The 13,501-nt window shown below is 62.5% G+C and carries 17 protein-coding genes; 7 read left to right on the top strand and 10 right to left on the bottom strand.

The window, feature by feature from the left end; translation table 11 throughout:
• Window positions 1-12 precede the first annotated feature (12 nt).
• The 3 genes from ACSQ3L_RS05015 (at window position 13) to ACSQ3L_RS05005 (ending at window position 1,928) form a co-directional block, all read left to right on the top strand.
• Window positions 13-669, top strand: a complete 657-nt coding sequence (locus ACSQ3L_RS05015; protein ID WP_436158940.1) for a septation protein A — start codon at window positions 13-15, stop codon at window positions 667-669.
• Between the two features lie 69 nt (window positions 670-738).
• Window positions 739-1,359, top strand: coding sequence for a pyridoxamine 5'-phosphate oxidase family protein (locus tag ACSQ3L_RS05010; RefSeq protein ID WP_436158939.1), 621 nt, complete (start codon window positions 739-741; stop codon window positions 1,357-1,359).
• Between the two features lie 38 nt (window positions 1,360-1,397).
• Window positions 1,398-1,928: an NADPH-dependent FMN reductase gene (locus ACSQ3L_RS05005; RefSeq protein WP_436158938.1), complete on the top strand. Its 531-nt coding sequence runs from the start codon at window positions 1,398-1,400 to the stop codon at window positions 1,926-1,928.
• A 216-nt stretch (window positions 1,929-2,144) separates the two neighbouring features.
• Here the strand turns inward: ACSQ3L_RS05005 and ACSQ3L_RS05000 are convergent, their stop codons facing one another.
• Entirely contained in the window at window positions 2,145-2,351 is a 207-nt protein-coding gene (locus ACSQ3L_RS05000; protein ID WP_041003007.1) for a tautomerase family protein, read from the bottom strand.
• A 64-nt stretch (window positions 2,352-2,415) separates the two neighbouring features.
• On the bottom strand, window positions 2,416-3,336 hold the full coding sequence (locus tag ACSQ3L_RS04995) for an SMP-30/gluconolactonase/LRE family protein (RefSeq protein ID WP_436158937.1): 921 nt from the start codon (window positions 3,334-3,336) through the stop codon (window positions 2,416-2,418).
• Between the two features lie 269 nt (window positions 3,337-3,605).
• On the opposite strand from ACSQ3L_RS04995, the gene ACSQ3L_RS04990 reads away from it, so the two are divergent.
• Complete coding sequence (locus tag ACSQ3L_RS04990) at window positions 3,606-3,773, top strand: hypothetical protein (protein WP_292191648.1); 168 nt, start codon at window positions 3,606-3,608, stop codon at window positions 3,771-3,773.
• Between the two features lie 157 nt (window positions 3,774-3,930).
• Here ACSQ3L_RS04990 and ACSQ3L_RS04985 read toward each other — a convergent pair whose 3' ends face one another.
• From ACSQ3L_RS04985 to ccmA, 4 genes are all read right to left on the bottom strand, one after another.
• Window positions 3,931-4,506 (bottom strand): DsbE family thiol:disulfide interchange protein, encoded by a 576-nt coding sequence (locus ACSQ3L_RS04985; protein ID WP_436158936.1) that lies wholly within the window; start codon window positions 4,504-4,506, stop codon window positions 3,931-3,933.
• Window positions 4,503-4,670, bottom strand: coding sequence for a heme exporter protein CcmD (gene ccmD, locus ACSQ3L_RS04980; protein ID WP_027037452.1), 168 nt, complete (start codon window positions 4,668-4,670; stop codon window positions 4,503-4,505). The genes ACSQ3L_RS04985 and ccmD overlap by 4 nt, the downstream gene beginning before the upstream one ends.
• A 133-nt stretch (window positions 4,671-4,803) precedes the next feature.
• A complete protein-coding gene (gene ccmB, locus ACSQ3L_RS04975; protein WP_436158935.1) occupies window positions 4,804-5,469 on the bottom strand; it encodes a heme exporter protein CcmB in 666 nt (221 codons plus the stop codon).
• 25 nt (window positions 5,470-5,494) lie between these two features.
• Window positions 5,495-6,118 (bottom strand): heme ABC exporter ATP-binding protein CcmA, encoded by a 624-nt coding sequence (gene ccmA, locus ACSQ3L_RS04970; RefSeq protein WP_436158934.1) that lies wholly within the window; start codon window positions 6,116-6,118, stop codon window positions 5,495-5,497.
• A 281-nt stretch (window positions 6,119-6,399) separates the two neighbouring features.
• Between ccmA and acnA the strand changes: the two genes are divergently transcribed.
• Window positions 6,400-9,090, top strand: a complete 2,691-nt coding sequence (acnA, locus tag ACSQ3L_RS04965) for an aconitate hydratase AcnA (protein ID WP_436158933.1) — start codon at window positions 6,400-6,402, stop codon at window positions 9,088-9,090.
• A gap of 60 nt (window positions 9,091-9,150) precedes the next feature.
• On the opposite strand, the gene ACSQ3L_RS04960 is transcribed toward acnA, so the two are convergent.
• Entirely contained in the window at window positions 9,151-9,831 is a 681-nt protein-coding gene (locus ACSQ3L_RS04960; RefSeq protein ID WP_436158932.1) for a ceramidase domain-containing protein, read from the bottom strand.
• A 175-nt stretch (window positions 9,832-10,006) separates the two neighbouring features.
• On the opposite strand from ACSQ3L_RS04960, the gene ACSQ3L_RS04955 reads away from it, so the two are divergent.
• A complete protein-coding gene (locus ACSQ3L_RS04955) occupies window positions 10,007-10,792 on the top strand; it encodes a DUF1223 domain-containing protein (RefSeq protein ID WP_436158931.1) in 786 nt (261 codons plus the stop codon).
• Between the two features lie 55 nt (window positions 10,793-10,847).
• On the opposite strand, the gene ACSQ3L_RS04950 is transcribed toward ACSQ3L_RS04955, so the two are convergent.
• Complete coding sequence (locus ACSQ3L_RS04950) at window positions 10,848-11,066, bottom strand: hypothetical protein (protein ID WP_436158930.1); 219 nt, start codon at window positions 11,064-11,066, stop codon at window positions 10,848-10,850.
• A 338-nt stretch (window positions 11,067-11,404) separates the two neighbouring features.
• Here ACSQ3L_RS04950 and ACSQ3L_RS04945 point away from each other — a divergent pair, with 338 nt between their 5' ends.
• Window positions 11,405-11,791, top strand: a complete 387-nt coding sequence (locus ACSQ3L_RS04945; RefSeq protein WP_292643711.1) for a DUF2794 domain-containing protein — start codon at window positions 11,405-11,407, stop codon at window positions 11,789-11,791.
• A 131-nt stretch (window positions 11,792-11,922) separates the two neighbouring features.
• Here ACSQ3L_RS04945 and ACSQ3L_RS04940 read toward each other — a convergent pair whose 3' ends face one another.
• Complete coding sequence (locus ACSQ3L_RS04940) at window positions 11,923-12,495, bottom strand: N-acetyltransferase family protein (protein ID WP_436158929.1); 573 nt, start codon at window positions 12,493-12,495, stop codon at window positions 11,923-11,925.
• A 137-nt stretch (window positions 12,496-12,632) separates the two neighbouring features.
• On the bottom strand, window positions 12,633-13,412 hold the full coding sequence (locus tag ACSQ3L_RS04935) for a Bax inhibitor-1/YccA family protein (RefSeq protein ID WP_436158928.1): 780 nt from the start codon (window positions 13,410-13,412) through the stop codon (window positions 12,633-12,635).
• Between the last annotated feature and the right edge of the window lie 89 nt (window positions 13,413-13,501).

Genomic DNA, 13,501 nt, shown 5'->3' with positions numbered 1-13,501 from the left:
GAAAGAGTTTCCATGAACCCACCCATTCTCGAACGCGATCCGTCCGACCCGCAGAAACAGAAAAAGGAAGGCGTCAATCCGCTGCTCAAGCTGGTGCTGGAGCTGGGTCCGTTGATGGTGTTCTTCTTCGCCAATGCGCGCAGCGGATGGCTGGTGCAGAAATTCCCCGCTCTTGCTGAATTCGGCGGCCCGATCTTCGTTGCCACCGGCCTGTTCATGGCCGCCACGGCCATCGCTCTGGTCGCCTCATGGCTTTTGATGCGCACCTTGCCGATCATGCCGATGGTGTCGGGCGTCGTTGTCTTCATCTTCGGCGCGCTGACGCTCTATCTGCAGGACGATATCTTCATCAAGATGAAGCCGACCATCGTCAACACGCTGTTCGGTGGCGTGCTGCTCGGTGGCCTCTACTTCGGCAAGTCGCTGCTCGGCTATGTCTTCGATTCGGCCTTCAGCCTCGACGCCGAAGGCTGGCGCAAGCTGACCTTCCGCTGGGGCCTGTTCTTCCTGTTCCTGGCCCTTGCCAATGAAGTGGTGTGGCGGAATTTTTCCACCGACGCCTGGGTTACCTTCAAGGTCTGGGGCATCATGCCGATCACGCTTCTGTTCACCTTCAGCCAGATGCCGCTGATCCTGCGCCATTCGCTCGAGGACAAGACCGGGAAATAGAGCAATTCCGGGAAAAGCGCATAGCGCTTTCCCTTGGGAATTGCGTCAAAACAAAGAGGGGAGAGGGCCATGGAATTCGTCACTACGCGCGACCAGCTGAGAACGATCTACAAGACGCCACGGCCCACTGACGGTTCTATCCGCAAGGAATTGAAGGCGCTCGACGGCCATTGCCGCTCCTTCATCGGCAAGAGCCCGTTCGTGCTGATCGGCTCCTCCGATGGCGCCGGCAATGCCGACGTGACGCCGAAGGGTGACAAACCAGGCTTTGCCGCGGTGCTCGACGACACCACCATCGCCATTCCGGATCGGCCCGGCAACAACCGGCTCGACACGCTGGAAAACATCCTCCTCAATCCCTCGGTCGGGCTGCTCTTCCTCATTCCCGGCATGAACGAGACGCTGCGTGTCAACGGCGACGCCCGCATCACCGTCGACGCAAATTTGCGCGAGCGGCTCGCCGTCGATGGTAGGGAGCCGCAAAGCGTCGTCGTGGTCACCGTCAAGGCTGCCTACATGCATTGCGCAAAAGCCTTCATGCGCTCGGACCTGTGGAAGCCGGAAACCTGGTACGACCGCGCGACGCTGCCGACGCTCGGCCAGATCATGCGCGATCAATTGGCGGTTGCCGATTCGGCCGAGGCGACCGACCGCTGGCTCGACGAGGAATACAAGAAGACGATGTGGTAGGTTTTTCGACCCACGATTCGTCCTGACTGGTTCCTGCCTTGCTGAACATCCTTGCCATTTCCGGCAGCCTGCGCGCGGCTTCCACCAATTCGGCACTGATCGCCGCACTGGCGCACAACGCGCCGCCCGGCTGCCGCGTCACTGTCTATGACGGGCTTGGCCGTCTGCCGATCTTCAATCCCGACGATGAGGGCGAGCGGACGCCGCTCGAAGCCTCCGCCTTGATCGATGCCGTCACCCAAGCCGACGGCGTTGTCATCTCGTGTCCGGAATATGCCCATGGCGTGCCGGGCGGGCTGAAGAATGCCCTCGACTGGCTGGTCTCGCGCGACGCCGCCGTCGCCAAGCCCGCCATGCTGGTGCACGCCTCGCCGCGCTCGCTGTTCGCCCGCGCCGCCCTGGCCGAGATCATGCGCACCATGTCGTTCGCGCTTTGTGACGATCTGCTGGAGATTGCCCTGCTCGGCAAGAAACCGCCGGAGGTGGAGAGCATCCTGGCGGAGCCGGCGAACCGGCTGGCGACGCATGATGCGCTTTCGGCCTTTGCCGAGTTTATCCGCTCGCGCTGAGGCTGAGCGGCGGCGCTCTGCCTTCTCCCCTTGTGGGAGACGGTGGCCTCGCGAAGCGAGGTCGGATGAGGGTTGTTCCAGCTTGGCGAGACGGTCGACGAAACAGCGCTGAACGATGCTAAATTACCACGCATCATTCCTTCCAACACCCCTCATCCGTCTCGGCGCTAAAGCGCCGATCCACCTTCTCCCACAAGGGGGAGAAGGAAGAAGCGCCTACCCCTTTCGCAGCGTCTCCACATCGGTCTTGCCCACATACCAATCGCGCGCATTGACCTCCTCGAACACCACCCAGACATCGTTATTGCTCAGCCCAGTGGCGTCCATGATGGCTGCGGTGACCTTTTTGGCGATATCCGCCTTCTTGCCCGCCGGATCGGCCGCGATCACTTCCTTGACGATGCGGATGTTGACGAATGGCATTTTGTCCTCCCGGGATGTTCGTGCTCACGACCCGCTTCGACGAACGGTCGCCTGTGCTTTGGTCTCAATAAGTCTTGGCGCCGTTGACCATCAGCCGCACCATGTAGAGCGACATGGTGCCGGCGATGTAGAGGCAATTCAGCTTGTTGCCGCCGAACACGCAATTGGCGGTGACTTCCGGCACCTTGACCTTGCCGATCAGCGTGCCGTCGGGATCGTAGCAATGGATGCCGTCGGCCGCACTGGTCCAGATGCGGCCGTCCTCATCGAGCCGGAAGCCGTCGAACAGGCCGGCCGTGCAATCGGCGAAGACTTTTCCGCCGGAAACCTTCTTGCCGCCCTTGCCGACGTTGAACACCCGCATATGCGCCGGGTTCTGTGCGCCATGCGTGCGGCCAGTGTCGACGACATAGAGCTTGCTCTCGTCGATCGAGAAGGCGAGCCCGTTGGGCCGGACCATATCGGTGATGACGGCCTCAACCTCGCCGGTGCCGGGATCGACGCGGTAGACATGGCAGGCGCCGATCTCGCTCTCGGCCTTGTCGCCCTCATAATCCGTGTCGATGCCGTAGCTCGGATCGGTGAACCAGATCGAGCCGTCCGACTTCACCACCGCGTCATTGGGCGAGTTCAGCCGCTTGCCCTTCCATTTGGCGGCGATGGTGGTGACCGAGCCGTCGAACTCGGTGCGGCTGACGCGGCGGCCCGAATGCTCGCAAGTGACCAGCCGTCCCTGCCGGTCGACAGTATTGCCGTTCGAGTTGCCCGATGGCTGCCGGAAGACGCTGACATTACCGTCGGTCTCGTCATAGCGCAGCATGCGATTGTTGGGGATGTCGGACCAGACGACATAGCGGCCGGCGGCGAACCAGGCAGGACCCTCCGCCCACTGGCATCCGGTGAACAGCTTCTCGACCTGCGCGTTGCCGTTGAACAGGCGCGCGAAGCGCGGATCGAGAATTTCATAATAGTCTGCGGCCGCCATGCTTTCCTCCCGGCATCAATGACACCGGATCAAGCCAGCCGGCGGGACAGAAGGCAATGTGGGTACGCACAGTGTCTTACAAAAAGCGCGGCCAAGACAGATCGCCTAGCAGTTCTGCGCATTGACGCCCCATTAACCGGCTATGCGTCCAGCGCAATGGTGCATTGCAACATCTTCTTTTTGCAACGCACCATTACTATGTCATGCTTCGTATCGATCAAGGGAGGAATAAACGGCCGCCGAAATGCGGCGCCAAAAGGAACCTTGCTATGATCCTCGACAGTCTCATGACCCGCGCTCGCAACAGCATTGCCAAGCGCAAGCAGTACAACCGCCTTGTCGCCGAAATCGACAGCTTTTCCAGCCGCGACCTAGCCGACATGCGCGCAGACCGCTCGGAAATGCTCTTCCAGGTCCACAAGCAGATCTACGGCTGATCTCGAGTCCGATAAGACGCGCCGCCAAGGTGCGTTGAAATTCAGGTCAGGCCGAGACGAAAACGGTGGTTTCCGAGAACCGGAGCGGAGCGTACTTAAGTACGTGAGCACCGGAAGCGCAGGAAGCCGCCGTTTGCAGGCCGGCATCACCTGAATATCAACGTGCCGCCAGCGCCTTGTCGATCTGTGGCAGCAAGAGATCCCTCGCCGTCTCGGGCGTCAGCGGGCCGACATGCTTGTAGGCGATCTTGCCGTCCTTGCCGATGACGAAGGTTTCCGGCACGCCGTAGACGCCCCAGTCGATCGCCGTGCGTCCGGCCTCGTCGACACCGATCGCCTGGAACGGATTGCCGAGATCGCCGAGGAACCGGCGGGCGTTTTCCGGCTGGTCCTTGTAATTCAGCGCCGCCATGGTGAAACGCTTGTCCTGCGACAACGCCAAAAGCACCGGGTGCTCTTCGCGGCATGGCGCGCACCACGACGCGAAGACATTGACCAGCGTGACCTTGCCGGCAAAAGCTTTCGAATCGAGCCCCGGCAGGTTCAAGCCTTCCAGGGGCGGCAGGTTGGTTTGCGGCGCCGGCAGGCCGATCAGCGCCGACGGCACTTCCGAAACATCACGCCCCGACAATAGCTGCGATAGGAACAGTCCGGCCAGGCTCAGGAAGATCAACAGCGGCAGAAGCACAATCAGGCGGCGACGGGGTGTCGGCGTTTCCGTTTCGCTGCTCATGGCTTGGCGACCTTGTCGGAGCGGCGCCGCACGCCGGCCGCTTCCAGTTCGGCGAGTTCGCGCTTGCGCGCCCGCTGGTCGAGCAGAATCCAGCCGATCAGCCCGATCAGCACCACGGCGGTGATGCCATAGGCAGCGGTCACGTAAAGTGCGTGCGCGCTCATGCTGGCCGCTCCATCGGCGCGCCTCTTTCCAACCGGATTCTTCCGTCTCGTTCGGCCATGCTTTCCCTTAACCGCACGCCGTCGGCTTCGCAATTGGCCGCCGCGCCGCAGCCTTCGAGCTTAAGCGACCGCTTCAATCCGTGCCATGCCGCAGCGCCAGCGCCGCCGACACCGGACCCAGTACACTAAGAAACAGCGTCAGCGCGGCGAGAATGAGGAAGGGCTGCAGAAACGGATCAGGATTGGCCGTCGCGCCATAGCTCGCCGAAACACCGAAGATCAGCACCGGAATGGTCAGCGGCAGCACCAGCACCGAGATCAGCAGCCCGCCACGCGGCAGCGCCACCGCCACCGCCGCACCGGCAGCACCTATGAAGGTGATTGCCGGAGTGCCGACCAGCAGGGTCAGCGCCGTGGCGCCGATGCTGAGCGGCTCCATGTTCATGAACAGGCCGAGCAGGGGCGCGGCGACCACCAGTGGCAGTACGCTGCCCGCCCAATGCGCCAGGCATTTCACCAGCACCGTCAAGGCCAGCATGTGCCGATCGTTGCCGAGCACCAGCAGATCGAGCGACCCATCCTCGCGGTCGGCCTGGAACAGCCGGTCGAGCCCGAGCAGGCAGGACAGCAGCGCACCGATCCACAGGATCGCCGGCCCGATGCGGGCCAGCAGTTTCAGGTCCGGCCCGACACCGAACGGGATGGTGGCGATGACGGCCAGGAAGAAGATCACGCCGGTCAACGCGCCGCCCCCGGCTCGGATGTTGAGGCGGATATCGCGCAGGAAGAGGGCTAGCATGGTATGAGATGCCCGCGTGCCGACATCAATCAGTTTCCCCCATCCTCAACTCCATCCCCTCGATCCCAAGCGGCAGATGCGTCGCAGCGACAATCATCCCGCCATCCGCGCAATGCCTCGTCATCAACCCCGCGAATCGCCCCTCCGAAGCCTTGTCCAACCCCGCTGTCGGCTCATCGAGCAGCCACAATGGCCGGTGGCTGACCAGAAGCTTCGCGATCGCCGCGCGCCGCCGCTGCCCGGTGGAGAGATAGCCGAACGGCAGGTGGCCGATGCCGACCAGCCCGACCGTTTCCAGCGCCTCTTCGACGCCGAGCTGTCCGTCGCCGTTGAAGTCGCGCCAGAAGCGCAAATTCTCCGCCACGCTAAGCGCCGGCTTCATCGCGTTCTGATGGCCGAGATAATGACAAACCGAAGCAATCGACGGAAACGCCTCGCCCCCGCCTTCAATCTTCATAACGCCTTCGATCTTCACGCTGCCTTGCGCCACCGGAAGAAGCCCCGCGATGACCCGCAGCAGCGTCGATTTGCCCGATCCGTTCGGCCCGGTGACGACAAGCGCCTGGCCGTCCTCCAGGGCAAAGCCGATGCCGGAAAACACCGTATCGCCGCCGCGTTCGCCGCCCAGATTTTCGGCGATCAGCCGCATCCCTCGCCTGCCCTGAAAACCATGTGTCGCGGCAGCTGCCGCATCGCACAAAATTGCTTTGCAACTGTCTAGAACTATTCCAGAAAATTCTCTATATGCGGTGCATCCGTGCCAGCGGTCGGCGCGGGAACAGAATTAGCGCCGAACCAGCGCACGCGCCGCCTTGAACGGCTCGGGTTGCTTGGGAACGGACAGCGGAAATGGCCGTACCCGCACCTTTGCGCGTGATTGCATGCCATCGGCGTCCGTTCCCTTTCAGGCTGAACAGACAAGGATCGCACGTGTCAAAATCCCTCGACAGTTTCAATTGCCGCCGCACGCTGACCGCAAGCGGTGCCGAGTACGCCTATTTCGACCTCGTCGAGGCCGAGAAGAACGGCCTTACCGGTATCTCCCAACTGCCCTATTCGATGAAAGTGCTGCTGGAGAACCTGCTGCGCAACGAGGATGGCCGCTCCGTCACCAAGGAATCGATCCAGGCGGTTGCCGGCTGGCTGACCGACAAGGGCACCGCCGGTGTCGAGATCGCCTACCGCCCGGCCCGCGTGCTGATGCAGGATTTCACCGGCGTTCCGGCCGTGGTCGACCTCGCCGCCATGCGCGACGCCATGGCCTCGCTGGGCGGCGACCCGCAGAAGATCAACCCGCTGGTTCCCGTCGACCTCGTCATCGACCATTCCGTCATCGTCGACGAGTTCGGCACGCCTATGGCCTTCGCCCGCAATGTCGAGCTTGAATACGAGCGCAACGAGGAACGCTACAAATTCCTGAAATGGGGCCAGCAGGCGTTCCGCAACTTCCGCGTCGTACCGCCCGGCACCGGCATCTGCCACCAGGTCAACCTTGAATATCTCGGCCAGGTGGTGTGGACCAACACCGAGGACGGCGAAACAACCGCCTATCCCGACACCTGTGTCGGCACCGATTCGCACACCACCATGATCAACGGCCTTGGCGTGCTCGGTTGGGGCGTCGGCGGCATCGAGGCTGAAGCCGCCATGCTCGGCCAGCCCGTCTCCATGCTTCTGCCTGAGGTGATCGGCTTCCGCCTGACCGGCAAGCTCAAGGAAGGCGTCACCGCCACCGACCTCGTGCTCACCGTCACCCAGATGCTGCGCAAGAAGGGCGTCGTCGGCAAGTTCGTCGAGTTCTTCGGCCCCGGCCTGTCCAACATGACGCTGGCCGACCGCGCCACCATCGGCAACATGGCGCCCGAATATGGCGCCACATGCGGCTTCTTCCCGGTCGATTCGGAAACCATCCGCTATCTCACAATGTCCGGCCGCAGCGAGGACCGCATCGCGCTGGTCGAGGCCTATGCCAAGGCGCAAGGCATGTGGCGTGAGACCGGCTCGGCCGATCCGGTGTTCACCGACCTGCTCGAGCTTGAACTTGGCTCCGTCGTGCCGTCCATGGCCGGTCCCAAGCGGCCTGAAGGCCGTGTCGCCCTGGAAGGCATTCCGGAAGGCTTCGCCAAGGCGATGGAGACCGAATACAAGAAGGCCGCCGAGATCTCCAAGCGCTACGCCGTCGAAGGCACGGACCACGATCTTGGTCACGGTGACGTCGTCATCGCCGCCATCACCTCCTGCACCAACACCTCGAACCCGAGCGTGCTGATCGGCGCCGGCCTCCTGGCCCGCAACGCCAACCGGCTCGGTTTGAAGCAGAAGCCATGGGTGAAGACCTCGCTGGCCCCCGGCAGCCAGGTGGTCGCCGAATATCTGGAGAAATCCGGCCTGCAGAAGGAACTCGACCAGATCGGCTTCAACCTGGTCGGCTTTGGTTGCACCACCTGCATCGGCAATTCCGGCCCGCTGCCGGCGCCGATCTCGAAGACCATCAACGACAAGGGCTTGATCGCGGCTGCGGTGCTCTCCGGCAACCGCAACTTCGAAGGCCGTGTCTCGCCTGACGTCCAGGCAAACTATCTGGCGTCGCCGCCGCTGGTGGTCGCGCACGCGCTGGCAGGGACCGTCACCAAGGACCTCACGACAGAGCCGCTCGGCGAGGACAAGAACGGCGAGCCGGTCTACCTCAAGGATATCTGGCCGAGCTCGGCCGAGATCCAGGAGTTCATCGAGAAGAACGTGACGCGCGAGCTGTTCGCCCGCAAATATGCCGACGTCTTCAAGGGTGACGAATACTGGCAGAACGTCAAGGCGCCGGAAGGCCAGACCTATGCCTGGGACGACAACTCGACCTATGTGCAGAACCCACCCTATTTCGCCGGCATGACATCGGGTTTCGGCACGATCGGCGACATCAAGGGCGCCCGCGTGCTCGGCCTGTTCGGCGACAAGATCACCACCGACCACATCTCGCCGGCGGGTTCGATCAAGGCGGCCTCACCGGCCGGAAAATACCTCACCGACCATGGCGTCGGCGTCGCCGACTTCAACCAGTACGGCACCCGGCGCGGCAATCACGAGGTGATGATGCGCGGCACCTTCGCCAACATCCGCATCCGCAACCACATGCTGGGCGAGAACGGCCGCGAGGGCGGCTACACCATCCACTATCCGTCGAAGGAAGAGGAATCGATCTACGACGCGGCGATGGAGTACAAGAAGGAAGGCGTGCCGCTGGTTGTTTTCGCCGGCGTCGAATATGGCAACGGCTCGTCGCGCGACTGGGCGGCCAAGGGAACCAATCTCCTTGGTGTCCGCGCCGTTATCGCCCAGTCCTTCGAGCGCATCCACCGCTCGAACCTGGTCGGCATGGGCGTCATTCCCTTCGTCTTCGAGGACGGCACGTCATGGGCCACGCTCAATCTCAGGGGTGACGAGCTAGTCGAGATCGACGGGTTGAGCACGATCAAGCCGCGCCAGGCGATGACCGCCAAGGTCACCTATGGCGACGGCACCGTGAAGAACGTGCCGATCATCTGCCGCATCGATACGCTGGACGAGCTCGACTACTTCAAGAACGGCGGCATCCTGCAATACGTGCTGCGCGATCTTGCAGCTTAGTCTGATGGGAATAGTGAGTAGGAATTAGTGAGTAGAGGCAACTTCACTACTCACTACTCACTACTCACTATTCCCTGCTGCTTTCGGTTTCCCAAACCGCGCCGCCGCCGCCAGAAGCACACCCAGCATCAGGCCGTTGAGGATGTGCCAGAGGAAGTGCGTGCCGAGCGGAAAGCTGCCGCAGACCACCGGGTCGATCATCCGGCAGATGACGGACACCACGAAGATCGCCGATCCCGTCAGATTGTACCAGCCGGCGCGGTTGCCGCTCGCCGCCACCAGCACGCCGAAGAAGGCGAGCGCCAGGAACGGCGGCAAATAGCCCGTCGTTCCGTTCGATGCCTGGCGCAGCCAGTCCGGCACGGCCAGGGTTATCGCGCCGGCAATCACATAGAAGGCAATGAAGATGGCGATGGCCTTGCCCCATCGCATGCCGAGGAAGCGGCGCAGGTTGAACAGCGTGTAGGCCAGCGTGAAGCCGGCGATCGGCAACACGTCGGCCCAGATCGTGCCTTTGGTGGCAAAGGTGTGGAAGATCGTCGAACCGATGCCGATCGCCACCACCCACCAGGCCAGCACCTCGGCGAAGGTGCCGGTGCCCAGCCGTCGCACCTCGCGCACGCCCCACAGGCCGGCGGCGATGAAGGCGAGGTTTGTCAGGGCATTGACCGGCTCGGACCAGAATTCCGGCCCGGTCCGCTCGCAATAGAGGTCGACTGGCGCCGAAAGAGTTTGCCACATCGTGATTGCCGCCCGAATCGGTTTCTATCCTGAAGTGCGGATCATTTCCTATTGCCCCGTCGCGGTTGGCCCGCAATGGCAAAATTTCACCGCAACGTGACTTCCCGTTGACTTCCGGTTCTGCCACATATTTCAGCAATCAAGGATAAAGCCGGCATCACCGGCGGGAATCGGAATGGCTATGGCCTCGCGAAAATCATTGTGGCTGGCAGCTCTTGCGCTGGCCGTCTCGGCGTCTGCCGGCGCTGGGCATGCCGGCGAGTCCGACAAGCTCCAGATCGACAGGCCCCAGATCGACAGGCCATTGGGCGTGGTCGAGCTATTCACCAGCCAGGGCTGCAACTCCTGTCCACCGGCCGATGCGCTGTTCGCCGAACTTGCCGCCAAGGAAGACATCGTCGCGCTCGCCTATCATGTCGACTACTGGGATTATCTCGGCTGGCAGGATACGCTGGGCCGCAAGGAGAACACCGAGCGGCAATATGACTATATGCGCGCCTTCGGCAGCCGCTCCGTCTATACGCCGCAAGCCGTCATCAACGGCCGCGCTCACGTCAACGGCGCCAGCCGCGGCGAGGTCGACGGCGCGCTCGCCCGCATGGCCAAGAGCGGCGAAGGCATGCGCGTCGCCATCAAGGTCAGCCGCACCAGCGACCGTGTGATGATCGACGCCGGCGATGCCGGCAACGGTCCCAGCGATGCCCATGTCGTCATCGTTTATTTCGATCCGCCGCAGACGATCAAGGTCGGCGAGGGCGAGAACACCGGCCGCAAGATGACCTATTGGAATGCGGTCACCGGCATCCAGACCGCCGGCATGTGGCACGGCAAGACGCAGCGCTACGAACTGCCGATGAGCGAGATTGCCAAGAAGGGCGGCTGCGCCGTGCTGCTGCAATCGGTCGGCAAGGACGGCATGCCCGGCCCCATCCTTGGCGCGGCGTTCATCCACAAGCCGTAATGGACGTCGGCGTCGCCCCTCATCTTCGCTAGGACCGCGGATGGGAGAGGCCCCCTCATCCGGCCGCTTCGCGGCCACCTTCTCCCCGAGGGGAGAAGAGGTAAAGCGCCGCCGCGATCTCCTCTCCCCTCGGGGAGAGGTCGGATTGTCCCGAATTGCCCTTCGCAATTCGGTTGGCAATCCGGGTGAGGGGGACGCGCCGCTCGGGGAAAAACCGCACTCGACTCACCACCCAATAAAAAACCGACGTCAGCTTGCTTCTGACGTCGGTCATTTAGGTTTTGGGATCGTCGCACCCGGTTCTTCCGAGGAAGAGCCGAGGTTGGTTCGATCCGACGCAGACCCGTGGGCGGGGGGCTTGGGGTTTACGAGCCGGTGCCGGACCGAACCGTCTCAGGCAACGCCGGTAAATTCGTCGGACATTGGGGCATGAGCGCGGATAAAAAAAGGCAGAAATGTGGCGAAGCATCACCAATTCCAACACCACGTTTCATAAAAGTGACTGGACGTGGCGGAAACGGCGCGGCGCGGGGCTCGCTTCGCCGGGTCTTGCAATTCAGCCGCGAACACGCCAACTTTGGTTGGCAAAGATTCATTTTGAAGGATCGAGGCATGACCGATGACAGCGGCGGGACGGGGGATGGGGACGCATCCGCAATATTGATCCCGCTGCACGAGGCGCGACGCGAGCGTCTCGATCAGCCGGTGCGGTTCGACCGGCGTGAGTTGGACCAGATCCTCAGGCTCTACGGACGCATGGTCGCCGCCAATGAATGGCGCGACTACGCCATCGATCATCTCACGGACCGCGCTGTGTTTTCAGTGTTCCGCCGCACCAGCGAAGTGCCACTGTTCCAGATCGTCAAGGATCCGAAACTGGCCCGCAAGCAGGGTGCCTTTGCCGTCATTGCCGCCGGCGGCCGCATCTTGAAGCGCGGCCAAGAGCTCGGCCGCGTGCTCGGCATCTTCGACAGCAAGCTGAAGCTGGTCGAGGCCTGAGCTGGGGAACTGGAGAGTTGAAGAATTGAGGAATTGAGGAATTGAGGAATTGAGGAGAAGCACTCGGCACCTGATGTAGCCGCTATCTTCTTCAGTTCTTCAGTTCTTCAGTTCTTCAATTCCCCAATTCTTCAGTTCCCTCTAAGGCGAAACTTCCGCTCCGGCAGCGATTCGGGATCGGGCTGCGCTGATGCGCCGCCATTCAGCGACAGCTGCATGAACACCGTGTCCAGCCAGCGGCCGTGCTTGTAGCCGGAGCCTTCAAGCCGTCCAGAGTGGCGAAAGCCGAGCTTTTCGTGCAGCCGCACCGAGGCACTGTCCGGTCGCCCGTCGCCGATCACCGCTATGATCTGGCGAAAGCCCGCTCCCTGCACCGTCTCGATCAGGCTTTGCATCAGCTTGAGCCCGACGCCCTGGCCTTTGGCCTCGGGCGCGATATAGACCGAATCCTCGACGATGAAACGGTAGGCGGGGCGCGGCCGGAAGGCGCCGGCATAGGCATAGCCGAGCACGGCACCGTCCTTCTCCGCCACCAGATAGGGAAATCCGCCGGCCATCAAACTGTCGAACCGGGTGCCCATCTCGGCGCGGCTGGGCGGCTCCAGCTCATAGCTCGCCGTGCCTTGCGTGACCGCATCGGCATAGATGTCCGTGATCCGGTCGAGGTCGGCCGCTGTGGCGGTCCGGATGATGATGATGCTCATTATTTATGCATGCCGTTTTCCTGCCCGCGATAACAGCAAACGCCGGCACAAAAAGAAAGGGCGGCCGTTGGGCCGCCCCTTCCAGAATCACTGGTCCAGTCAATCCATGGTCCGACGAAAGCCGAACCCGCTTGGCCCTAGCGGCGGTCGCCCATGAACTGCAGCAGGAACATGAACAGGTTGATGAAGTCGAGATAGAGCCTCAAGGCGCCCATGATGGCCTTGCGGCCGGCGACATCCGAAGCGTCGCCCTCGAAATACATCTCCTTGATGTTCTGCGTGTCATAGGCGGTGAGGCCGGCGAAGACCAGCACGCCGATCGCCGAAACGGCGAAGGACAGCGCCGACGACTGCAGGAAGATGTTGATCACCGACGCGATGATGATGCCGAACACGCCCATGATCAGGAACGAGCCCATCGCCGTCAGGTTGCGCTTGGTGGTGTAACCGTAGAGCGACAGCGCACCGAAGGCGGCAGCCGTGGCGAAGAAGGTCTGCGAAATGCTGGCTGTGGTGTAGACCAGGAAGATCGACGACAGCGACAGGCCGACCAGGCCGGCATAGACCCAGAATGTCGTCTGTGCCGCCGAGACGCTCATCGATTGGACGCGGAACGACAGGAACATCACCGCAGCCAACGGGGCGAAGATCACCACCCATTTCAGCGGCGAGCCGAAGATCGCGTAGCCGAAGGAGGTCAGCATCTCGCCGCTCGGCAGCGTTGCGACAGCCGAGGCCGGATCGGTGGTGGTGGCCAGCATGATCGTGCCGACAGCGGCAAGACCGGTGATGAGGAGGCCAAGCCCCATCAGATTGTAGACCTTGATCATGTAGGCGCGCAGGCCCTGATCGATGTCGGCACCGACGCCGACGCCGGGCACGGCGCGCGTCTGGTAGTTGCGAATGGGATCAGCCATTGTAGTCCTCTATTGCTTCTGCCCCGTCCGGTGTCAGGTCCTGTCGGACCCAGGCGCCGCTGGCAGGGCTCCAGCATGCCTGTGGCGAA

This window comes from Mesorhizobium sp. LjRoot246 (genome assembly GCF_964254115.1).
Taxonomy (GTDB): Bacteria; Pseudomonadota; Alphaproteobacteria; order Rhizobiales; family Rhizobiaceae; genus Mesorhizobium.
The sequence above is the reverse complement of the archived record's forward strand: the minus strand, read 5'-3'. Positions and strand labels throughout refer to the sequence as shown.